22 protein-coding genes are annotated in these 23,301 nt (G+C 41.5%); 17 read left to right on the top strand and 5 right to left on the bottom strand.

Annotated features, from left to right (window positions below; genetic code table 11):
• Positions 1–90 precede the first annotated feature (90 nt).
• Positions 91–1,128, top strand: a complete 1,038-nt coding sequence (gene spoIID / locus R4Z09_RS29620; protein ID WP_338450193.1) for a stage II sporulation protein D — start codon at positions 91–93, stop codon at positions 1,126–1,128.
• 145 nt (positions 1,129–1,273) lie between these two features.
• Here the strand turns inward: spoIID and R4Z09_RS29615 are convergent, their stop codons facing one another.
• Positions 1,274–1,699 carry a VanZ family protein gene (locus R4Z09_RS29615; protein WP_338450192.1) on the bottom strand — a complete coding sequence of 142 codons (426 nt, stop codon included), beginning with the start codon at positions 1,697–1,699 and terminating at the stop codon, positions 1,274–1,276.
• A gap of 405 nt (positions 1,700–2,104) precedes the next feature.
• Between R4Z09_RS29615 and R4Z09_RS29610 the strand changes: the two genes are divergently transcribed.
• From R4Z09_RS29610 to R4Z09_RS29575, 8 genes are all read left to right on the top strand, one after another.
• The gene (locus R4Z09_RS29610; RefSeq protein WP_338450191.1) at positions 2,105–3,115 is read left to right on the top strand and encodes a M23 family metallopeptidase; all 1,011 of its coding nucleotides are present in this window, start codon (positions 2,105–2,107) and stop codon (positions 3,113–3,115) included.
• A 437-nt stretch (positions 3,116–3,552) separates the two neighbouring features.
• Positions 3,553–3,825 (top strand): sporulation transcriptional regulator SpoIIID, encoded by a 273-nt coding sequence (spoIIID, locus tag R4Z09_RS29605; RefSeq protein ID WP_338450190.1) that lies wholly within the window; start codon positions 3,553–3,555, stop codon positions 3,823–3,825.
• A gap of 875 nt (positions 3,826–4,700) precedes the next feature.
• Entirely contained in the window at positions 4,701–5,702 is a 1,002-nt protein-coding gene (locus R4Z09_RS29600) for a rod shape-determining protein (RefSeq protein WP_338450189.1), read from the top strand.
• Positions 5,703–6,137: 435 nt separating this feature from the next.
• Positions 6,138–6,971 carry a flagellar hook-basal body protein gene (locus R4Z09_RS29595; protein WP_338453396.1) on the top strand — a complete coding sequence of 278 codons (834 nt, stop codon included), beginning with the start codon at positions 6,138–6,140 and terminating at the stop codon, positions 6,969–6,971.
• Positions 6,972–7,017: 46 nt separating this feature from the next.
• A complete protein-coding gene (locus R4Z09_RS29590) occupies positions 7,018–7,845 on the top strand; it encodes a flagellar hook-basal body protein (RefSeq protein WP_338450188.1) in 828 nt (275 codons plus the stop codon).
• A gap of 13 nt (positions 7,846–7,858) precedes the next feature.
• Positions 7,859–8,125: a DNA-directed RNA polymerase subunit beta gene (locus tag R4Z09_RS29585; protein WP_338450187.1), complete on the top strand. Its 267-nt coding sequence runs from the start codon at positions 7,859–7,861 to the stop codon at positions 8,123–8,125.
• A gap of 214 nt (positions 8,126–8,339) precedes the next feature.
• On the top strand, positions 8,340–8,777 hold the full coding sequence (gene fabZ, locus R4Z09_RS29580; protein WP_338453395.1) for a 3-hydroxyacyl-ACP dehydratase FabZ: 438 nt from the start codon (positions 8,340–8,342) through the stop codon (positions 8,775–8,777).
• A 364-nt stretch (positions 8,778–9,141) separates the two neighbouring features.
• A complete protein-coding gene (locus tag R4Z09_RS29575; RefSeq protein ID WP_338450186.1) occupies positions 9,142–9,519 on the top strand; it encodes a hypothetical protein in 378 nt (125 codons plus the stop codon).
• A gap of 182 nt (positions 9,520–9,701) precedes the next feature.
• Here R4Z09_RS29575 and R4Z09_RS29570 read toward each other — a convergent pair whose 3' ends face one another.
• Entirely contained in the window at positions 9,702–9,932 is a 231-nt protein-coding gene (locus R4Z09_RS29570) for a hypothetical protein (RefSeq protein ID WP_338450185.1), read from the bottom strand.
• 116 nt (positions 9,933–10,048) lie between these two features.
• Positions 10,049–10,477 carry a YwpF family protein gene (locus tag R4Z09_RS29565; RefSeq protein ID WP_338450184.1) on the bottom strand — a complete coding sequence of 143 codons (429 nt, stop codon included), beginning with the start codon at positions 10,475–10,477 and terminating at the stop codon, positions 10,049–10,051.
• A gap of 256 nt (positions 10,478–10,733) precedes the next feature.
• Here R4Z09_RS29565 and ssb point away from each other — a divergent pair, with 256 nt between their 5' ends.
• Both ssb and R4Z09_RS29555 read left to right on the top strand, forming a co-directional pair.
• A complete protein-coding gene (gene ssb, locus R4Z09_RS29560) occupies positions 10,734–11,120 on the top strand; it encodes a single-stranded DNA-binding protein (protein WP_338450183.1) in 387 nt (128 codons plus the stop codon).
• Positions 11,121–11,253: 133 nt separating this feature from the next.
• The gene (locus R4Z09_RS29555) at positions 11,254–11,448 is read left to right on the top strand and encodes a hypothetical protein (protein ID WP_338450182.1); all 195 of its coding nucleotides are present in this window, start codon (positions 11,254–11,256) and stop codon (positions 11,446–11,448) included.
• A 327-nt stretch (positions 11,449–11,775) separates the two neighbouring features.
• Here the strand turns inward: R4Z09_RS29555 and R4Z09_RS29550 are convergent, their stop codons facing one another.
• The gene (locus R4Z09_RS29550) at positions 11,776–12,774 is read right to left on the bottom strand and encodes a LysM peptidoglycan-binding domain-containing protein (protein WP_338450181.1); all 999 of its coding nucleotides are present in this window, start codon (positions 12,772–12,774) and stop codon (positions 11,776–11,778) included.
• 285 nt (positions 12,775–13,059) lie between these two features.
• On the opposite strand from R4Z09_RS29550, the gene R4Z09_RS29545 reads away from it, so the two are divergent.
• From R4Z09_RS29545 to R4Z09_RS29520, 6 genes are all read left to right on the top strand, one after another.
• Positions 13,060–15,255 (top strand): helix-turn-helix domain-containing protein, encoded by a 2,196-nt coding sequence (locus R4Z09_RS29545; protein ID WP_338450180.1) that lies wholly within the window; start codon positions 13,060–13,062, stop codon positions 15,253–15,255.
• Between the two features lie 278 nt (positions 15,256–15,533).
• Entirely contained in the window at positions 15,534–16,388 is an 855-nt protein-coding gene (locus R4Z09_RS29540) for a 3-hydroxybutyryl-CoA dehydrogenase (RefSeq protein ID WP_338450179.1), read from the top strand.
• Positions 16,389–16,410: 22 nt separating this feature from the next.
• Positions 16,411–17,211 carry an enoyl-CoA hydratase/isomerase family protein gene (locus R4Z09_RS29535; RefSeq protein WP_338450178.1) on the top strand — a complete coding sequence of 267 codons (801 nt, stop codon included), beginning with the start codon at positions 16,411–16,413 and terminating at the stop codon, positions 17,209–17,211.
• 116 nt (positions 17,212–17,327) lie between these two features.
• On the top strand, positions 17,328–18,548 hold the full coding sequence (locus R4Z09_RS29530; protein ID WP_422392232.1) for a thiolase family protein: 1,221 nt from the start codon (positions 17,328–17,330) through the stop codon (positions 18,546–18,548).
• Positions 18,549–18,692: 144 nt separating this feature from the next.
• Positions 18,693–20,291, top strand: coding sequence for an acyl CoA:acetate/3-ketoacid CoA transferase (locus R4Z09_RS29525; protein WP_338450176.1), 1,599 nt, complete (start codon positions 18,693–18,695; stop codon positions 20,289–20,291).
• A 212-nt stretch (positions 20,292–20,503) separates the two neighbouring features.
• Entirely contained in the window at positions 20,504–22,066 is a 1,563-nt protein-coding gene (locus R4Z09_RS29520; protein WP_338450175.1) for a long-chain-fatty-acid--CoA ligase, read from the top strand.
• Positions 22,067–22,175: 109 nt separating this feature from the next.
• On the opposite strand, the gene R4Z09_RS29515 is transcribed toward R4Z09_RS29520, so the two are convergent.
• Positions 22,176–23,186: a DUF1646 family protein gene (locus tag R4Z09_RS29515; RefSeq protein ID WP_338450174.1), complete on the bottom strand. Its 1,011-nt coding sequence runs from the start codon at positions 23,184–23,186 to the stop codon at positions 22,176–22,178.
• Between the last annotated feature and the right edge of the window lie 115 nt (positions 23,187–23,301).

Here is a 23,301-nt window from a genome sequence, read left to right as displayed (position 1 = left end):
AGCGTCACCGCAGCGGGGGACTGTCCCCACTACGGGGGGTGCTCCGCTGTTCACTTTTTGTGAACATTTTATTCATTATGGAGGATAATCATGAAGAAATTCAAACCGGTCGTTCTACTAGCAGCACTACTATTCACTGTTACCCTGATGATTCCGACGATTGTTGTACTGCCATTTGGTGAAGAAAAGATTATTGGTAAGCTTGGAGAGGATGTACAAGAAGAAGCAGCGGCCAAACCGGAGACGGAGGTTGCTTCAACAGCTCCTTCGATCGATGTGGCCGTCTATCGGACCGCCAAGCAAGATGTAGAGAGCATTCCCCTTGAAGAATATGTGGCAGGGGTTGTCGCATCGGAAATGCCGGCAGATTTTGAAAAGGAAGCCCTAAAGGCTCAAGCGTTAACAGCCCGTACGTATATTGTAAAGCAACTGATGAGTGATCAGAGTGTGGATCTGCCAAAGGATGCTAACGTCGCTGATACAGAGTTTTTCCAGGTGTATAAAAGCCCAGAAGAATTGAAGAAGGTTTGGGGACCTTCTGATTTTAGCTGGAAGATGGAGAAAATCAATGAGGCTGTCAAGGAGACTCAAGGGCAGATTCTCACGTATGACGGCAATCCGATTGATGCTACATTCTTTTCCACGAGCAACGGCTACACAGAAAACTCTGAAGCTATTTGGGCCAACTCATTACCGTATTTACAAAGTGTAGAAAGTCCATGGGATAAACAATCTCCTAAATTCAGTGGTCAAAGGATTATTCCAGTCAAGGAATTTGAAACAAAGTTGGGTGTTAAGCTAAAGAATAATAAAACCATCGGCGAGGTAACCGAACGAACAGCAGGCAAGCGGGTAGCAAAAGTAAATATTAATGGAAAAGAAGTGAGCGGGAAGGATATTCGCGATAAACTGGGCCTGATGTCCACAGACTTTACGTGGGAGCGCAGGGGCGACGATATTGTGATTAATACAAAAGGATACGGTCACGGGGTCGGTATGAGCCAATACGGCGCTAACGGAATGGCCAAGGAAGGCAAAAAATACACAGACATCGTCCAATACTACTATAAAGGAATCCAGATCGCCGATTCTGAACCGTTTATAACCACAATTACAGCGAAAAAATAATGGGATATTGCCGAGCCATGCAAAAATTAAAAAGAGCATAGTACACAAATAAAGAGGGACTGTCTCCCCGCTGCTTTAAAGCGGCGGGGGACAGTCCCTCTTTGTATTACTGCATTAACGTGCTGGGGGACTGTCCCCCAATAAGCTACCGCGTTGATGCATCCTCTATTTTCCTCAATAGTTTCCCAAGCTTTAGGAATCTTTTCTTATGGTAGGCTCCATACATAATCCATGAGGCCACTAGGACGCCTGTGATGTCCTTGACGACGTCTATCATGCTTGAGGAGCGGGACGGGACAAAGGATTGATGAATCTCATCTGTGATGCCGTATAGAGAAGCTATGATCATGAGGACAATGTTCCACTTTCTGGTCAATCCTTTGAACGTTAAGAGAGCCAATACGAACAAAACATATAGTATGCCAAATTCGATTAAATGAAGCGATTCTTTAATCCCGGCGTCCCAGTTTGAATCTGGAAGCTCGACCACTGCATCATCCGGCATACTCGACATCACCCATACAGCCACTATATAAATGAAAGGAAATAATCTAAAAAGTATTTTTAACATAAAAATACCAATAACCACCTATCTGAAAATATATGATTCCTAATCTTCCAATGCCATTTCCATTTCTCTTCTATCTCTATCACCTAAATACCTCTACTAAATCCAACAAATAGGTATCCCACTCCAGACCATAACCCTGTTAACATCTGGAAATAACTAGAAGACGACCAGAGGCATAAAAAGAGCATATCGCTGCTTTAACGCATTATCCAAGTGGGGGACTGACCCCCGCTGCGTTAATGCTTTACCGCGCCGAGGGAATGACCCTCACTGCGCTAAAGTGATTTTTGTGACAATCATGAATAATTATAAACGTTTTGTCGAAAAATAAGGAGTAAAAATTTTTTTCTGGGAAGGTATATAAAGTTAGTAATTTGTTCAGAATGATTGCTGAGGTGATGATAAATGAGAGAGGAAGAAAAAAATACTTCTCAAGGTTTTAAACGCTATTTCAAAAAGCGTTGGGTATTTCCAGCTGTTTATATTGCGAGTGCAGCCCTTATTCTAACCGGTGTTTTATGGTATCAAAACAGCAGCACGGACAATGCAATTGATTCAGATAAGTTTAGTCTAAATGGCCAAGAGGCTCCTGGTCAAAATGCAAAGGATCAAGCCGTTGAAGTTGCGCGTGCGATGGAAAACGTGAAACTTCCGCTTACTGCAAAGGACAGCAGCAGCGTTAAGATTCAGAAGAAATTCTATGAAGACAACGCAAAGGCTGAAGAGCAGGAAGCAGCGCTTGTTGTTTACCAAAATCAATACCATCCAAACACAGGAATTGATATTACGGTAAAAGACGGCGAGGCGTTTGATGTAATTGCATCTTTAAGCGGAACGGTTACAAGAGTGGAAGAGGATGCGCTTCTAGGAAACGTGATTGAAATCCAACATAGCGACGATATCGTTGTTCAATATTCATCTGTAAAAAATATGAAGGTTGAAGTTGGAGATGAAATCGAGCAAGGACAAGCTCTTGCGACAGCTGGACAAAGCTTGTTCAACGAAGAAGCAGGCACACACGTACATTTTGAAATCCGTAAAAATGGTGTACCTGTCAATCCTGAAAAGTTTCTAAACAAACCGGTTAGTGAGTTACAAGAATCCACTGTAACAGAAGAGCCTGCCACTGATGAGCAAACAACTGGTGACAACGGTGTTAGCGAAGAAGAAGAGCTAATGAATGAAGAAGGCCAAGACGAGATGAAGAAAGATCCTGCAGCCGATCAAGACAGTTCAAATGCGACTGAAGGTCAAGAAGAGTCTACTGAAAAGCCGGCTGATACAGACAAGTCAACGGAAGAAAAGCCTGCAGATGATAAAAAGGAATCAACAGATACTGAAAAACCTGCAGATGAAAAAAACGCTGACCAAAAGCCAAATAAAGAATCTATGAACAAAACTAATCAAGATGCATAATTTTTGCATAATAAAAAAGGTGTCGGTAACGAATATTATGTTCCCGACACCTTTTTTACTTTTTCAAAACAATGAAACGTAAAATTGAAAGCGGTACATCTAATTATTTACGGTCCATCCTGTCTTAAATATTGAATTAAACCCATATCGTAAAAAAATTCTCTAATTTTTGTTCAGATTGCTGAAATTGTGCATATTCCCGCCACCATGCTAATAAACTGTTACAAACCTTACAAAGAGAGTGTTTGAGGTGAGGAGTCGTTTAAGATGAAGTTAGATATAGCTCTGGATCTGATTATACATTGTAAGTTCAGAAAGCACTGCTTTCGGGCCGTATGAAAGAGATGGGGGGCTCATGCGGGAATCCAATAATTCACGGACTAAAGAAGCGAGTCTCATTTCACACTTCTCACATCCAAATTGGGGAGGGCGAGTGTGTGCACGATTACATCAAAGAGAGAACTATCAAGATTGGAAAGTATATCGTGGAGACGAGAAAAACAGTTCGCGTGATTGCGAAGGAGTTTGGCGTGTCCAAAAGTACAGTCCATAAAGACCTGACGGAAAGACTTCCTGAAATCAATCCCGATCTAGCAAATGAAGTAAAAGAAATCTTAGATTATCATAAATCCATCCGCCACCTGCGCGGGGGCGAAGCAACAAAACTAAAATACAAGAAAGAAGAGTTTGAAGAAGAACCGGTGAAGTAAACCGGTTTTTCTATTGAGCATAGATAAAAGAAAGGCCTTGGCCCCCAGATGGTTTGGGGGTCTTTTACATAACTGGAGGTTGGGAAAGGCGCGAGAATTCATTTTTTCAGAGAAAAGTTAAAAGGAAGGCAAACTGATGGCCGATCCCGCGTACTTTTTTAGGAAAAGGTCAATAGAAGAGCCAACTGGCGCCCGATCCACACATTTTATTGTGGAAAAGGTCAACAGAATCGAAAACTAGTGCCCAAAGCCGCAGTCCCTTTTGGAAAAAGGTCAATAGAAGAGCCAACTAGTGCCCGATGCCGTATTCTAATTTGGAATACGGTCAATAGAATGTGAAACTGGTGCCTATTCACGTATTCTTTTTTAGAAAAAGGCATTAGAGTGTCAGATTTATCTTTGAGCAATGGGAAAGGTGCTCAGGAATCCTTGTTTTTTCCGGTTTTTTTTATAAAATAAGCCATTTGATCTCCAAAGTTTCTGTTATTGAAAATTCATAGTATATTACGTAAATAGGTATAATGAGACATATAGAGACCAAATATGAATTATTTTTGACAAATAACTGCAAAAAACTACAAGTTTTTAAACAAACTGTTACTTGCTAAGAAAAATATGGTATAATCAGCAATTAGGATAAGGACATGGTTGAGATTAAAGCATAGAATTTGTCAGGCCTGTTGCTCATTTTAAAAGTCGACCAAAATCGAGTTAACGGAGCCGTCAGATAGCATCAGGAGTCCAAAAAAATCGGAACACCGGTGCTCATGGATCGTTGTAGATGCATAGGGAGTATATCACGTCAGATCGAAAGTCATGCATGTGACGATAATAAATAGAAGCATCCGGCCATTATACAAGGAGGAAAGCTGAAAATGTTCGCAAGGGATATTGGAATTGACTTAGGAACGGCAAACGTATTAATTCATGTTAAAGGCCGTGGGATCGTGTTGAATGAACCTTCAGTTGTGGCAATAGATAAAAATACAAACCGTGTATTGGCCGTTGGGGAAGAAGCTCGCCGCATGGTCGGACGGACACCGGGAAATATTGTTGCCATCCGCCCATTAAAGGATGGGGTTATTGCTGACTTTGATGTCACAGAGGCAATGCTAAAGCATTTTATTAACAAACTTAACGTAAAAGGATTTCTTTCCAAGCCCCGCATTCTCATTTGCTGCCCGACGAATATTACAAGCGTTGAGCAAAAAGCTATTAAAGAAGCGGCGGAAAAAAGCGGCGGAAAGAAGATTTATTTAGAGGAAGAGCCAAAGGTTGCGGCAATTGGTGCGGGCATGGAAATTTTCCAGCCAAGCGGAAACATGGTGGTTGACATCGGCGGTGGAACAACGGACGTCGCAGTTTTATCAATGGGGGATATTGTAACCTCTTCTTCGATTAAAATGGCGGGGGATAAGTTCGATTCTGAGATCCTGCATTATATTAAGAAACAATATAAGCTGTTAATTGGTGAAAGAACGGCTGAAAATATCAAAATTACGATTGGGACAGTTTTCCCTGACTCCAGAAATGAGGAAATGGAAATCAGAGGCCGTGACATGGTATCTGGACTTCCGCGTACGATTTCGGTAAGATCAGATGAAATCGAAAAGGCGCTTCGTGAGTCCGTGACAGTGATTGTTCAAGCGGCTAAATCAGTGCTGGAGCGCACACCGCCTGAGCTTTCTGCGGACATCATCGATCGCGGGGTGATCTTAACCGGCGGAGGTGCATTGCTGCACGGCATCGACATGCTGCTGGCAGAAGAGTTAAAGGTTCCGGTACTAGTAGCAGAAAACCCAATGGACTGCGTCGCAATTGGGACAGGAATCATGCTGGACAACATCGACAAACTGCCAAGAAGAAAAATCGGATAATCTAATATAAAAGCCAGTTGGAAGAGTAAACTCTCCAACAGGCTTTTTTGCGTTAAAGTGTTGGGGGACAGACCCCCGGTGGAGTGCTGCGTTAAAGTGTTGGGGGACAGACCCCCGGTGGAGTGCTGCGTTAAAGTGCCGGGGGACTGACCCCCAGTGGTTTACTGTGTTAAAGCGGAGATCTAAACCTTAGTTCATAAAGGTTTGTTTTATGTAATTAATCCCACTAGGGGAAGATATTTGAAAATATCTCTGTTTTTTCAGATATTTAAACGTTTTTTCAGAGTTTGCACCAGTTTCTCTAAAAACGTGCTGATTATTTCTGGTTTTTTTCTTATAATAGTGAATAGGTATGAATGTACGACATTTTTCGAGTTTCACGATAAATCATCTAGTGTGACTACAACAGTGTACTGTGGAAAGAAGGTGCAGGGCTTGTTAAGAGGTTTTTATACAGCAGCGTCGGGGATGTTGGCGCAGCAGCGGAAGACGGAAACGTTAGCGAATAATTTGGCCAATGTGAATACACCTGGTTTTAAGACGGATCAAACATCACTAAGGGCTTTTCCGGAAATGCTACTTCAACAGATGGAGGAGCGGCCGTTTCCTTCGCAAAATGGAAAGGCGGCGGCGTCCTATACTTCAATCGGGGCTCTGAATACAGGCGTGTATCTGCAGGAGACGATGCCGTTGTTTCGTCAAGGTGATCTAAAGGAAACGACATTGAATACGGATGTAGCCCTTTTGGATATCAACCTTCCGATCAATCCGGATACAGGGCAGGCAGGCTCGGTCTTTTTTACCGTAATGAACGCGAACGGGGAAACGCGCTATACAAGGAATGGAAACTTCACGCTGGACAGTGAGGGATATTTGACAACGGGAAGCGGGCTGTATGTGTTAGATCAGCAGGGCAATCGTGTTCAGCTTTCCAGCGATGAGTTCACGATCAGTGAAGATGGCTATATTACGGGTAAAAACGGCGAGACGGCGCGGCTTGGAGTTGGGTATAGCGACGATCCGATGGCAATGGTGAAGGAAGGCGACGGCTTATTCCGGGCTGATGGGGAGCTGGCAGATGCGTATACGGCCGCAAATGTTAGTTTCAAAATGCAGCAGGGATTCCTCGAGCAGTCCAATGTGGATTCCGCTCAGACGATGACAGAAATGATGACCGCTTACCGCGCTTTTGAGGCCAATCAGAAAGTGTTGCAGGCTTATGATACAAGCTTGCAAAAAACAGTCAATGAAGTCGGGAGAATCGGTTAATGGAAGCTTTTTTTAAAAAAAAGGCATTCCAAAGCGGGGGGCAGCAATGAATAGAACAATGATTACTGCAACGAACACATTAGGCCAGCTGCAAAAGCAAATGGATGTGATCGGTGACAATATAGCAAATGTGGAAACAACCGGTTTTAAGCGTCGGGAAGCAACGTTTACGGACTTGCTGGTACAACAGATGGATAACCAGCCTGATGCAGCTGAGGAAGTCGGGCGGTTAACGCCTGAGGGCATTCGCCAAGGGACAGGTGCCAAGCTGGGACAGATTCAAATGATTATGACACAGGGAACGATTAAAACAACGGACCGTGCGCTTGATACCGCATTTACAAAAGAAGGCTTGTTTTACCGCATTCAGGTTCAAACAAAGGCGGGGTATGAAACGCAGTACACGAGAGATGGAGCGTTTTATTTATCGCCGCTGTCGGACAATGAGACGATACTGGTGACAAGTAGCGGTAATCCGGTATTGGATGAGAATAATGAACCGGTGATTATTACGGGGCAAGCGGCGGACTACACGATTAGTGAAACTGGCACGCTGGTGGTTAATAAGGAAGACGGCAGTCAGCAAACCATTAATTTGGGTGTGTCGCTGGTGAATAATCTGCAGTTTTTGGAGCAAAAAGGCGGCAACCTGCTTGGGCTTCCGGCTGGGATTGACGCAGAGGGTGTATTCACTGATCTCAATGGAAACTTACGGAATCAGATTTCAGTTCAATCCGGTGCGCTCGAATTATCCAATGTAGATTTATCAAAAGAAATGACAGACCTGTTGACCGCGCAGCGCTCGTATCAATTTCAAACGCGTTCAATCAGTCTGGCTGATCAAATGATGGGGTTAATAAATGGAATTCGTTAAAGGGGAAAACAGAATGGCTGTAAACGAAGGTAGCCGTGAAGCCATTATGGCTGAGAAAAAACAAAATAAAGAAAAAGAGCAATCCGAAAAGAAAAGCAAATGGATCCGCATCCGCCTAATACCCATTTGGATGCGCGTGATCATTGTTTTGCTGCTTATCATTTTGAGCACCTCTATCGGCGCCATGGTAGGATACGGCATCATAGGCAACGGAAACGCACTCGACGTCTTCAAACCATCCACCTGGACCTACATCATCGACCTAGTTCAGAAGAAATAGTGCAGTGCATTAAAGCAGTGGGGGACAGTCCCCCGTTGAGGTAAAGCGTTAAACCGGTGGGGGACAGTCCCCCGCTATAGTAAAGCGTTAAACCAACGGGGGATAGTCCCCCATCTTGGTAAGGCACTAAACAATGATTCATGCTTATCCATTGTATTTGTTTATGAATTTATGTAAAATTATTCCTAAAACAGGAGGAATACATATTATGACTATGTTAGATATAGACCAAATTAAAGAAATTATCCCGCATCGTTATCCGTTTTTGTTAGTGGATCGGATTTTGGAAGTGGAAGAAGGGAAAAGGGCAATCGGAATTAAAAATGTCACTGCGAATGAAGAGTTTTTCAATGGTCATTTTCCGGAATTCCCTGTTATGCCGGGTGTGTTAATTATCGAAGCATTGGCTCAGGTTGGTGCCGTTGCAATGCTGATGAAGGAAGAAAACCGAGGACGCCTTGCCTTTTTTGCAGGAATTGATGGCTGTCGCTTTAAGCGTCAAGTTCGCCCTGGTGATCAATTAAGACTAGAAGTTGAAATGACACGTCTTCGTGGTACCTTTGGCAAAGGAAAAGCCATTGCTACCGTTGACGGAGAACTTGCCTGTGAAGCGGAAATCATGTTTGCTCTTGGCAATGCCAAAGAAAACTAAGGGTAAAATACTTTAATACGGTAATAAGCGAGGGGACAGTCCCTCAATGCTTTAAAGCATTGGGGGACTGTCCCCCAGCGCTTTAGAGCGCTAAACTATATATACCATCAATAAACTTTTTAGGGCCTCGATTCCAGCGGATCGGGCTCTTTTTTATTATTGAGGACTAAGGAGTGCAGCGCTGTCTGAATTCAAGCATTAAGTCACGTTCGGCTTCCCCATCACCAATTGCATTCACCAATAAAAACCCGCACTAACAAATTCTAACATAACCGTACAATGCAAGATTGAGTTTTCTTTGGGTATCCTAACAAAAGACCAAGAGAGGGTCTAGTTTAAATTTTTGTTGAGAGGGGTATTACGAATGAACAAGAAGCTTTTAACGTTAATTGGCGGCTCTGTGTTATCTGTCATGCTATTAGGGGGTTGTGGTGACAATGATAATGATAATAATCCGCCTCCAGAAGATGATGTAAACGTTGAGGAAAATAACGACAACAACAATAACGATAATAACGACAACAACAACAACAACGATAATAACGACAATGGCAATGACGTACTTGATAACGACAATGACAATGACGTACTTGATAACGACAATAATGACCTAGGTGATGATAACACTAATGATATCAATACTGACAATGATCTTGATCCGGCGACTGATGAGAATACACCGCAAGAAGATATTGTAGAAGACAAAATTGATATGAAAGACAAAAATAACAAAGACGAATAATTCACTTTGAGCAAAAAGTAAAAAGGATAGATGATGAAGGCTTTATCTATCCTTTTTATTATTTCACTCAACAATCAGCGGCACATCCTGCCTGAATTCATTGACTTACGAACAGATGCTCATTTTCCTATTCGTCACCACAATCAATCATGAAACAACCGACACAAATAGGCCAGCCTAAGTCATTTCTCATCTTCACCCTCAAGCTCCTCTTCCATTTCCTGCCTAAAGCTGTCCCTCTTTCCATCTTCATCCTCAAGATCCTCCGCCTTCTCATTTGGATCTTCAACAGATGGTTCCTCTTCCTTCGGATCCTCCGGCGGCGGTGCCGGATCCTCGTCATCATTACATCCAGCCGCCATTCCGGCAGCCAGCAGTACACTGGCAAGCATGAAAAGCCACTTTTTCTTCATCAACATACCTCCTATCAATCAATTCTTTGCTTAGCTTTTCCCATATAAAGGAAAAAATCCATGCATTTTTCAATAGAAGGGCTAATAGACAAAAAAAAGAAACCAATCCGGCTTCCCTAGTTTTTCGGTGTTATTTTTGGTTTTGTGATCATTTTTTCTTTAAACTCATCTAACAGCTCCTGACCGCATAGGCCTTTTTCAATCAAAGCCGTTAACAAAAGCTCTGGATATGTGTTCGCCTGATTAATCGTACCCTTGAAGAGCACGCTTAAATGACCATCCGTTAATTTTTTAATACGTAAGGACTTTGCTTGGAAATAGGCAGGATCGTTTTCCGCTCTTGTAATAACCACCTGCAAGGAAATGTTTTGTCCGGCATCAAGTAGTGCCCGAAAATAGGGTTCATACGTGGCAGAAACATAGGCTTCCAATAACCAGGTACGCCCTTTATCTTCTTTGTTAATAACGAGGCCCTCTTTCAGCTTAATATCAATGAGACCGCATTCTTCAACTACCTGAAGCGTGATGAGCTTAAATGTCTTCATTCATCATCCTCCCGTTATTAATTCATACTTTTCTAAAAATTATAACACAGTCATAGTAGAAATCACGCTTCAAAAAAAATTGCAGAATATGCAAAAATTCATAAAGCTTTGTTAAAAATTTCACTTGTGATGAAAAAATACCTTAATAAATGAATTTTCATTGGATTTTCCTTTTAAAAAATGAATTTTCGTGATTTTACGAGCATGGGGCCCTTACGGTATGATGGGGGCATCAACAGGGAGAGGAGAGGAACTTATGATAAATCAAGTCACACTTGTAGGCAGACTGACAAAAGACCCTGAATTGCGGATTACCCCGGAAGGAATTGCGGTTACGAGCGTAACGTTAGCGCTCAATCGGCAATTTCGTAACCAGCAGGGTGAATACGATGCTGATTTCGTCCAATGCACGATTTGGAAGAAGACGGCTGAAAACACCGTGAATTATTGCAGTAAAGGTTCGCTCATCGGCATAACGGGCCGGATCCAGACTCGTCACTATGATAATCAAGAAGGACGCAGAATTTATATCACAGAAGTTGTCGCGGACACGGTAAAATTCATCGGCACGAAGCGCTCTGAAGACTCCATCCACCATCTCGAAAAAGAAATACCTGTACCTGTTTCAATCAGTCAGGAGTGAGGGGAGCCAGGGAGATTTTAATTAGAAATTAGTTTTTAGAAAAATGAAATGATGTACAAAGCAATGCAACGAACGAATGAAGTTAGCTAAATATGATAGATTAACCCAATATTCCATGTATCAGGGGTGTCCCATGACGGAACAAAACTTCGAACTCCTATTAGAGCATATGATACGCATGCAAGCCAAATTGATTGAAAAGGTCGACACCCTCAACTGCCGGATCAATCAAGTGGAATACATTCTCAAACAAGATGATCAGCGACTTTCTGAGTCTTATTTTTATAGTAAAAATGCCTTAGGCTTAGAAATGTCAATTGATTCATAAACATTGGAAGTCCTTTCAAGGAACCCACGCTTAGAGAAAAACAATGACCACCCCGATTTATTTCCTCGAATATAGAAACCGCCGGAATCAAAAGCCGGCGGTTTTTTTGTCTAGGTGAGGATATAGGCTTCAGATGAAATGAAGGACAATTATTTATTTATGCTGGACTGTTTAGCCAACAATGTTTGGCTAAAAGACAAAAGTTTGTTGCTCAGACGAAAGAAATGTCCCTTAAAGAGGATTTAAAAAACTAACCAAAGAGCCTCAGCAGCAAGAATGCCCCATAACCCGCCTAAACCCAAATAATCTCCTGCTCCTCCTCCAAACCTATCTCATACTCGCCCGAATCTCTCGCATCTTCTGAGCTACCAGCGGATAAAAAAAATTCACCGCACTTTGCGTTGTGTTTCCGCCGAAAAATCCAGTGCCGGGGCAGGTTTTTACATCATAAGCAGGTCCGTTATCAAGCACCCTTTGCTTTGTTTTCAAGCTCCACCAATGATGGTAGGTGATACTCTCGATAGAAGGAGCCAGTCCGAATTTCATGCAAAGAAGGGCCGTGACATACACGATCGTTTCCTTTTGCTCGGCAGTCATGACGTCTTGACCGATGTCAAAATTGCCGATGTTTTCGATTGCAATGCCAACAGCGTTTGCGGCCGGGCCGATGGTACCGTCGGGAGCCACATCAAATGGGCGGCAAACTGCAATTTTTCCGTCTGGAAAGGTGGTAATGTTTTGCGCGATATTCTGCCACCCCATTTGCCTCATATGAAAGGTTTCCATCCCCTTTAGCATCGTAAAATGGTTGTTACCGTAAAAATGCTTATAGGACGGCAGCCATGTGTGATGCTGTTGAATGAGGCTTATTTTTCTTGTGAAAACCTGATGGAAGATCCAGTCGCGAAATTCCTCACGGGTCATCAGGATATACTGACCCTGCATCGTCAGCCTTTTCGGAGGAATCTTTAAAATTTGCCCAATTTCAAGCTCTGTCGAGGCAAGGCTGTTGGTTGTTTTAATCAGTTCGACGGTAGAATGATAGGCGGAAGCGATCTTTTCCAAAGTATCACCGGCAACCACCTCATACATCATCGGAACAAACAACTGCTGTCCGACCTTTAACGAATCTGAAGTCAATCCATTCGTCAACTTTAGCTCATCAACGGTTGTACCGTATTTATTCGCAATCACAGGCAAAATATCCCCAGCCTTTACTACATAATGATTGCTAAAAATCCTTTTTGCAGCATGAACAGGAACATCGGGGCTATTCAAAAGAAGTAAATTAAAAATAAAGATAAAAATAATAGCATTCTTCCTCATAATAAAAACCCTTTCCTTAGAAAATAAAGAGCAATACACCAATTCATTCCACTAATATTGTTTAGAAAAAAGAATGAACCTATGCTAAAAAATTTATGGAAATTCCCAATCTTTGGTTTTAGTACGTTAAAGCGCCGGGGGACAGACCCCCGCTGCTTTAAAGCAGTGGGGGTCTGTCCCCCAACGCTTTAATGTGTTAAATTCATCAATCCCCTGCGTTTTTTTGCTCTCTTTTGTTAACTTAAAATATTGTTATAATGGGCAGTAAGGAGGCTGCTGGTTATTATGTATAAATCAGAAAAGTTAATGAAAAAATTAGAAAATCATTTGCGGTCTACGGCAAGGCAGCTGTTGAAGTTCGATACGACAGAAGAAGTCTTACAATATTTAACGGATTCCTTTCAATCTGAATTAAATTGTGATTTTGTCGGGGTTATTTTTAAAAAGGGCAGCGAGCTCGTATCAAAAGCGTGGAGCGGTCATTCGCAATCGATAAGGGAAGCGTTGCCGCTGAAACTCGATCAATGCTCCGTGAAGCTCTTTCAAAAAAGTATAACGAGTTTGGATGAAGAAGCGGGGGAAGCTTGTGCTTTTTTTGAATTGCTTAATAAAGAATCAGTTACCTGGTTTACGATGCCAATCAAAGATGACAAAGAAAGCTACGGATTTTGTGTGATCAGTTATTTAGAGCATATCCCGCTATTTGAAATGTATGAAACCTTTAATGAATTTGGAAAAGATGTCGCGTTTGCCTTGTCCCTGACAAAAAGAAAAGAAATGGAAAGAAAAAAGATGGCGGGCGTGGAATGGATCAGGAAAAACCTTTCCTATGATGAGTCCCTTGAACGCCTTGTAGGAAAGATTGTAGATATGGCCGGAAAACAAACGAATGCTACATTCGCCAGTATTTATCTCTATAATGAAGAGAATGGTTATTTTGCCCTGCAGCCGCCTGCTTATGGGCATTCAACCATGCCAAAGAAAATCATCATCGGAGAAGATTATATATTAAAACACTATTTCCCCTTTATCGAAAAAACAGGGGGCAGTCAACTGACGGTGCCGTTATTTATCGATTTAAAAATGATCGGTGTACTTCATGTGGAAAACAAAGAAGATGGTCTTTTTAACGAAGAGGATTTGGAAATACTTAATCTATTTTCAAACCATGTTAGCACCATGTTAAAAAACGTCCTCCACAATGATCATGAAAAAGAGCAAAATCAACGGCTTCGTTTATTACTGGATTATCAACAGGCACTTGTGACAGCGACGGTTGAGCAAGAAAATTTCGATGGGATCACTTCGATTGTGGGCGATATATTCTCAAAGGCAGTCATGATGTTTGATCGCTTTATGCGGCCCCTTTCATATAAGTTATTTTTAGAAGATGATCTCGAACCTGACAGCGTGGCAAAAATGGCTCTTGAAGAAGTGAATAAACGAAAGCATAAAAATATTACTTTTTCGCTGAAAGGTGACAAGGAACGGGAGATCACCATATGGCCTGTTAATGGCGGAGGGGATTTGCTGGGCTATTTAGCCATCGCACTTCCGCTTGAAGAGATAGATAACCTACGACAACTAACGATTAATTTAGTCCGTAATATCATGGCCATTCAATTTATTAAACAAAAGCTAGTCTTGAATGCAAAAGAGCAGGTTAAAGATAGTTTCATTAATAAATTACTAGTTCCTCATGTAGAAGAGAAGGATGATATTATTGAATATGCGAGTTTATTTCAGTGGGATCTCTTTAAGCCGCATCGCGTCGCGGTCGTATCGGTGCGGTTAGATGAACAGGACAGCAAAGATATTCTTGTACAAAAAGAAAGAAAGTCATTTATCTTGGATAATTTGAAAACAAGAATTTCTATGTATGTTCGAGATTCCGTCGCGGCTGTTGTCAAAGAGGAACTGATTTTAATTGTACCAGCGAAGGATGAAAACCGCCGAAAGTGGCATTGGGAAGATCTTTATAAACAGATGAAAAAATGGATGAAATCCGATCGAGTATCCTGTCAGATTCATATTGGGGTAGGCGGAGAGGCCAATTCAATTGAAGACTATTATCATTGCTATCGAAAAGCAAGAGAAACACTGAATGTCATCAGTAATCGTTATGATCAGATTGGGTATGCATTTTATGAGGAGCTTGGGTCTTATACACTGCTCCATCACTTAAAAGAGATATCGGAAACCTCTTTGTACATCGACAACTATTTAGAAAAGCTGCGTCATTATTCAGAGGGCAAGAGTAATGATTTACTTCATACATTAAGAGTGTACTTAGAGCAAAATGGAAATGCGAAAAATACAGCAGAAGAACTTTTTATCCATAGAAGTACTTTGTTATATCGATTAGAAAAAATAGAAGAAATTTTAGGAACTAGTTTAAATAATGCGGAACTTAGGTTTAATTTGATGCTTGCTTATAAGCTAGATGATTTGTCTAGCGGTATCAATGGGACAAATAAATAACTAGTTGGAAGGCTATCTCTTAAAGGGATAGTCTTTTCTTATTGCATTGATTGGCGAATCTTTTTACAGGATGAGAAACCATAGCCGCAGGCAATGAAAGCACGAATACAGTATGTAAGAGAATCTGAAGTCAAAAAAGCCCGCTCCGCTTATTCCTATAAATTGTATGAAAAATTTGACGTTTTTCATACATCGTGTAGATTACAATTTTATCTGTAAGCACTTACAATAAACCTATAAACAACAACAAATAAATTCAAATGAAAGAGGAGATACACATGGCTATTCAAACAGTTGGAGTAATTGGCGCAGGTTCAATGGGATCGGGAATTGCAAACGTATTTGCATTAAATGGATATAATGTCGTGCTACGTGATATTGAAGATCGTTTTGTAAAAGGCGGTTACGACCGCATCGATAAATTTATGAGCAAATCAGTTCAAAAAGGAAAAATGACAGAAGAGGCAAAACAAGAAGTTCTTTCCCGCATTACCTTAACAACTGACTTACAAGATTTGAAGGATGTTGATTTAGTCGTTGAAGCGGTATTAGAAGATATGGAATTAAAACAATCTGTTTTTTCACAACTAGATGAAATTGTAAGAGAAGATGTTATTTTAGCAACCAATACATCATCCCTATCGATTACTGAAATTGCTGCTGCAACAAAGCGTCCAGACCGAGTGGCAGGGTTGCACTTCTTTAACCCAGCTCAAGTCATGAAGCTTGTCGAAGTCGTACGCGGCTATAGCACGAGTGACGAAACAGTAGACACATTGAAACAGGTTTCTGAAGTGTTGAAAAAAGAAGTCGTTGAAGTGAAAAAAGACGTTCCAGGATTTATCGTTAACCGGATTATGATTCCTCAATTCATTGAAGCAATTAAAGTACTAGAAGAAGGAATCGCATCAAAAGAGGATATCGATAAAGCGATGCGTTATGGATTAAACCATCCAATGGGTGCATTCGAACTTCAAGACTATGCTGGTGTTGATATCGGCTACCATGTCATGGAATACTTCCAAAAAGAATTTGCTGATAACCGCTGGGCTCCGCCACTATTATTGAAAAACATGATGAGAGCTGGCCGTTACGGTAAGAAGGTTGGCAAAGGATACTACGATTACGAATAATTAAAAAAGGGGATATCAAAAAATGAGCATCGAACAAACAGCAGTAAAATACGAATACTTATTAGTTGATATAGAAAATAAAGTCGCAACGGTTACGATTAACCGTGCACCAGTTAATGCGTTAAATTCACAAGTCTATCAAGAATTATCACGTGTAATTGATGAAATAGACGCAAATGATGATGTAAATGTGATTATTTTAACAGGAGCAGGCGAAAAAGCGTTTGTTGCCGGCGCAGATATTAATGAAATGGCAGGCGCAGATCTTGTCACTGTAGTGAAAAATAATAAAGTTGCCCGCAATATGTTCAAAAAGGTAGAGAATTCAACAAAGCCTGTGATCGCGGCTCTTAACGGCCTTGCACTAGGCGGCGGCCTTGAAATTGCTCTAGCTTGTGACCTGCGCATTGCTTCTGAAAATGCGAAGTTTGCATTCCCTGAAGTAGGTCTTGGAATCATCCCTGGAGGCGGAGGTACACAGCGCCTGCAGAAGATTGTTGGACAAGGAATTGCGAAAGAACTTCTATTCACTGGCACGATGTTTTCAGCAGAGCAAGCACACAACTGGCATATCGTAAACAACGTAGTTCCAGCGGGTGAAGCGCTATCTGCTGCAAAGGAATTAGCTGACAAGTTGGCAAAGCAGCCACCAGTTGCCCTGCAAATGGTGAAACTTGCGGTGAATACCGGCAGCAACACAGATATTGAATCAGGATTAATCATTGAAAGCAACAGTTTCAATACAGCTTTTGCAACAGAAGACGGTAAAGAAGGTTTAGTCGCTTTTACTGAAAAAAGAAAGCCGAATTATAAAGGTAAGTAAAGAGTAGCACTTGATAGACAGGAGCTCAGAAAAAATCGGGTGTGAACCACCCGTTTTTTTCTGAGATATAAATTTTTCGAAATATATAGAATTGTAGAGAAGCGGAGGAAATGATCATGGGGAAAGTAGTAATCACGAGCGGCGCGAGAACGGCAGTCGGAGCTTTTCTTGGAGGATTAAAAACCGTTCCAGTTGAAGAATTAGCGGCAACAGCGATTAAAGAAGCATTAATGCGTTCAAATAATCTGGATCCAACATTAGTCAATGATGTGGTGTTAGGCCATGTGGAATCATCAGGCGATGCGCCGAACTTAGGACGAAATGCAGCCATGCTTGCCGGTTTGGATCATGTACCAGGTTATACACTAAACCGAATTTGCGGTTCAGGAATTCAATCCATCGTCAATGCTGCACAAGATATTTTAACAGGGAACTCTGAAATTGTCGTAGCAGGCGGAGCGGAAAGTTTATCAAGAGCACCGTACTATCTTCCATTAGAAGTTCGTTACGACGGGTTCAAAATGGGGAACCAGGAATTACGCGATGCCAATACAAAGTATCATCACAATTGTCAGCCATATCCGCAATATCCAATTATGCATATGGGAAACACAGCTGAAAACGTGGTAAGAAAATGTGAAATTTCACGAGAAGACCAAGATCTTTTCGCTTACAACAGCCAAATGAGAGCAAAAGCAGCGATCGAAAGCGGCAGATTTGAAAGAGAAATCGTTCCAGTTGAAATCAAAGGCAGAAAAGGGGCTGTTACGATTATCGATAAGGATGAGCATCCAAAACCACATACAACATTAGAAGCTCTTTCCAAGCTAAGACCAGCTTTTGAAAAAGATGGTACGGTTACGGCAGGAAATGCTTCTGGACTAAATGACGGCGGTGCAGCTGTTGTCGTGATGTCAGAAGAGAGAGCAAACGAATTAGGTCTCACAACAATGGCAGAAATCGTGGATTTCGCTGTTGCAGGATTGGATCCATCTGTAATGGGACTTGGACCAGTATTTGCGATACGCAAGCTTCTTGAAAAGACAGGCATGGCAAAAGAAGATATCGACCTATATGAAATCAACGAAGCGTTCGCAGGACAAATGCTTGGCTGCTTGAAGGAATTAGACATGTATATGGACAGCCCATTATATGATCGAATCAATGTAAACGGCGGCGCTGTTGCTCTTGGACATCCACTAGGAATGAGCGGTACAAGAATCACAATTTCCTTAATGTATGAACTAATCGAAAGAAATGCTAAATACGGTATTGCCAGTGCGTGTATCGGCGGCGGAATGGGAATCGCGTTGTTAATTAAAAATCCTAATGCTTAAATAACTCGAATGGTTAAGTGGATAAAAGCATAAACGAAAATGGTTACATTAATATATATGGATCGTTATGGAAGAAGTAAAAGTATTCTTTTACTTCTTTCAGAATGAATTCTCATTCACGGGCCTAAAGAGAGGGTGAACTCAATGAGTAAAATAATCTCAAGTGCTGATGCAGCAAAACTCATACGTGATCAAGATATCGTTGCAACCACGGCTTCATCGGGCTTGGCGGGTCTGCCAGAAGAGCTGATCTTTCGCATTGGTGAGAGGTATAAAGAAGAAGGCAGTCCGAAAAATATTACGTTCGTAAATGGATCTGGCATTGGACTTAATTCAGAGGGAAGAGGGTTGGACCATCTCGCATATGAAGGATTGGTCAAACGCATTATCTCTGGTCATCCAGGCTTTTCTCATCAAATGGTAAGATTTATTACAGAAGAAAAAGTGGAGGCCTATCTTTTTCCGCAAGGGGTCATCGTGCAGCTTTGGCGCTCTTTGGCAGGTAAAAAGCCAGGGGTCATCACAAAGGTTGGACTAGGCACGTATGTCGATCCAAGAATACAAGGGGCAAAAGCAAATTCTATCACGACAGAGGATTTAATTGATGTGATTCAATTAAATGGTGAGGAGTGGCTGCATTATCAAAACATATCGGCTAATGTTGCTCTGATTCGCGGCACGACGGCAGATGAAAATGGAAATATCACAACGGAACATGAAGTGGCTAACTTTGAAATTTTAGCACTTGCGACTGCTGTTCGAAATAATGGCGGGATTGTCATTGCACAGGTGGAGAAAATTGCGGAGGCAGGCTCACTTGATCCGAAAAAAGTCCGAGTACCAGGTGTGATGGTCGATTACATTGTTAAATCCGAACTGCCTCAGTTTCATTTTCAAACCATGGCTACCCAGTATGATCCAGCCTTGTCAAATGAAATAAAAGTACCGCTTACCTCCATTAAACCGGCTGTATTAAATGCGAAAAAGGTAATTGCCAGACGTGCAGCAATGGAGTTAGTTCCAAATTCTGTTGTCAACTTAGGGGTTGGAATGCCTGCATTAGTTTCAAGTGTGGCGGCTGAAGAGGGAATGGCAGATGAAATGACATTAACTGTTGAATTCGGCGTTTTTGGTGGAGTACCGGCAAGCGGATTTGATTTCGGTGCCTCATATAATGCGGAGGCCATTATTGATCATGATGCGATGTTCGATTTTTACGATGGGGGCGGCCTTGATGTGACATTCCTTGGACTAGCACAGCTTGATCAATATGGAAATGTCAATGTCAGTCAATTTGGACCTAAAGTGACGGGACCTGGCGGATTTATTAACATCAGCCAATCTTCGAAAAAGGTTGTGTTCGTGGGTCAGTTTACGGTTGGATCAAAAGAAATATTTGAGAATAATCAATTGGTGATCCTTGATCATGGAAGAGGCAAGAAAATCATCAACGATGTAGAGCAAATTACATTCAGTGGAGAGTATGCATCCAAAGCAGGTATCCCGGTTGTCTACGTGACGGAAAGAGCCGTCTTTGATGTCGTTGACGGAAGATTGAGATTGATTGAAATGGCTCCAGGATTGGATCTTGAAAAGGATATTCTGGCGTGGATGGACTTTAGACCAGTAATAGCTGAAGATCTAAAAACAATGGATCCAAGCATTTTCCAAGAACAATGGGGCGGACTAAAGGAAATCATTTATGAGAAGAGAAATGATAAAGTGTTGGAGTCTGTGATGTAAATGTGTGGTATTTTGGGGGAAATCCATACAAATCATGATATCGTGCTTAGCACAAATGCCTAAGCACGATCATATTCATCTTTTTATAGATAAAAGTATATTTATATTTTAAAATTCAAAGCGGAAACAAAGTTCAGAATTAACTTTATTTTTACTAAATCTTCATGGGGATGAGGAGAAAAAAGGCTTTCGATCAAAGGGGGAGACGGACGGTGAAATTAAATGAAGAATTATCAAGGATAGCCAAAGAATATCCGGATAAGGCGGCATTTATCTATCACAATGAAGAGACAAGCTATCGTGAATTTGAAAGCCAGGTCGAAAGGTTTGCCTCAGGATTAAAAAAGTTAGGCTATCAAAAAGGGGATCACATTGCTCTCATTTCTTGGAATAGTCCGTTATATGTGGTTGCGTTCTATGGTTTACTTCGCATGGGGGCTGTGATTATCCCTGTGAAACCGATCTTAACAGCAAATGAAATCAAGTATATCCTGAAGGACGGAAACGTCAAAGCGGTTATTACCGCGAATGAAATACTGGGAAGTTTTGCGGAAATCGCTGAGCAGCTTCTGGCTGTCAATCATTATATTATCTCGGGTACAGATATTCCGCTTGTGGATGACCATCTTTCGTCTAAAGTGAAATTATTTTCACAAGTAATTGAAGAAGGCAGCTTAGAATTTGAAGCAACATACTTGGATGAAGAGGATACGTCCCTCATTTTATACACATCTGGAACAACAGGCAAACCAAAAGGCACGATGCTGTCTTATCAAAATTTATATGTCAATGCCAGGAGTACAGCGGACTATTTAGCCTTTAATCGATATGACCGCGTCATAAGTGTCCTGCCTATGGTTCATGTGTTTTCAATCGGAGCCTCTTTCTGTGGACCATTGTTAAAAGGTGCGACGCTTTTAATCATGGACAAGTTCTCGCCAACAGAAGTGTTTCACATCGCAAAAGAGCATCAAGCCACGATATTTGCTGGTGTGCCGACGATGTACAATTATTTGCTGCAAACGGCAAAAAAACATCCGGCTTATCAGGATAACTTTTCCAGAATTCGTTTATGTCTTTCCGGAGGCGCAGCGATCCCTCTTGCGATATTAAATGAGTTTGAGAGCACATTTCACGTAACGATAACAGAAGGCTACGGATTGTCCGAAGTCGCTCCAGTTGCTTATAATCCAGTCGATTGTCCTCCAAAACCCGGTTCTATCGGAAAAAGTGTTCCACAAATAGAGTGTAAAGTGGTGGATCCTGCCGGTAAAGAAGTGATGACGGGAGAAGTAGGAGAGCTGATTGTAAAAGGGCCTGCTGTGATGAAGGGCTATTATCAGCTGCCTGAGGAAACAGCCAAAGCATTACAGGATGGCTGGCTGCATACAGGGGATTTGGTCCGAATGGATGAGAATGGTTATTATTACATTATGGACCGGATAAAAGATGTCATTATTGTCGGTGGATATAATGTGTTTCCGAGGGAAGTTGAAGAAGTGCTCAATGAGCATCCTCAAGTGGTAGAAGCAGCTGTAGTCGGGGTCCCTCATGAGGAAAAAGGAGAAGTCACGATGGGCTTTGTTGCTGTGAACGGTGTGGTGACAGAAGAAACGTTAATTGACTTTTGTAAAAAAAGTTTAGCGAAATTTAAAGTTCCTGATAGAATTGAATTTTTAGATGAGCTGCCGAAAAATGCCACGGGTAAGGTGATAAAAAAGGATCTGGTTGCCATGGGGATGGAACGTAGAGGATCAGTGGAAAAAGTCGTGTAGGCAATTTTGGCAAATGTGTATTTTGCGGGAAGAGTAATGGAAAAATAAGAGAATAGAAAAAAGCTAGCCTTTAATTGTAGACTAGCTTTTTTGCGTTAAACATCTTCTATTAAAATACAAACAAAATAACAAAGTAAATGGCCATGATCACAAGACCAACTGGTAAGCCGAACACGGCCCATTCTTTACTTGTGATGTTAAGTTTACCCGCTGCAATGATGTTCGGGATGTTTCCTGGAATCAGCATTCCGCCTGCAATCAGAAGACCGAGCAGGATAGCACGGATTGTTTCTTCGTCCATGGCCGGGCTGACTTCAGCGGCAGCAAGGGTGGCGTTATCCAAGATAGCAGAAATCATGTTAATCCAATACAGTAATTCAGGGCTGAGGCCGAGAATATATTTTTCAATTAACGGCTCGAATCCATGACCGAGGAACGTTAAGCCCATAACGAATAAATAGATTTTTGCAGCGCGAATGATAATTTCCTTATATGTTTCTGCCGGCTGCTCGGAGCCTAATGTATTGGAGCTTTCTTTTGTTTTAACAAAAAACATAGAGATGACGCCTAATACGATAACGGCAGGAATAACCTCAGGTCCGACTAGTTCCATTAAATAACCAAAATCCTCACCTAATTTGCTGACAACGATTGTTGATAGCGGCTCACCGATTGGTGTTAACGTTGCACCTAGACCAATTGAAAAACAAGCTAATACGGTAAAACGGACCTCTGACTGACGTTCAAGCGGCAGTACATTAACAATAATAACGAGAATGATAGCAGCAATAATGGCCGTTATGATTGAGGAGGCTAGTCCTAAAACGATAACCATTAAAGCAAGGAAAATCCGTGGTGTCATCGCCTTGCTAGTCGCTAAAATGGCCGTTTCTAATGGCCTTTGCGCCCATTTTGTAATCAAACCGGCAATTAAGACCGCTAATGTAATATTAATCGGGTCAACAAGTGCCTTTTCAATCAAGTGGAGATTCATCATGCCGCTGACCGTAGCCGCCGCAATCCCCATCACAAAGAGGAAAGCCTCTAGATTGTGCTCAACCTTTTTAACTGAAAAAGGTAAAAATAATACCAAGATTAGTATAATAAATAATCCAATCATATTCCCAGATCCTTTTCTATGTTTTATATTTTGAGATAGTATAAGAAATTATAACATTATTACAATAATAATAAAAATAATAATGTTTAAATATTCTGTCAAATAGGCTTTGGTA

Origin of the sequence: Niallia oryzisoli (assembly GCF_036670025.1) — a bacterium.
GTDB lineage: Bacteria > Bacillota > Bacilli > Bacillales > Cytobacillaceae > Bacillus_BD > Bacillus_BD oryzisoli.
The sequence above is the reverse complement of the archived record's forward strand: the minus strand, read 5'-3'. Positions and strand labels throughout refer to the sequence as shown.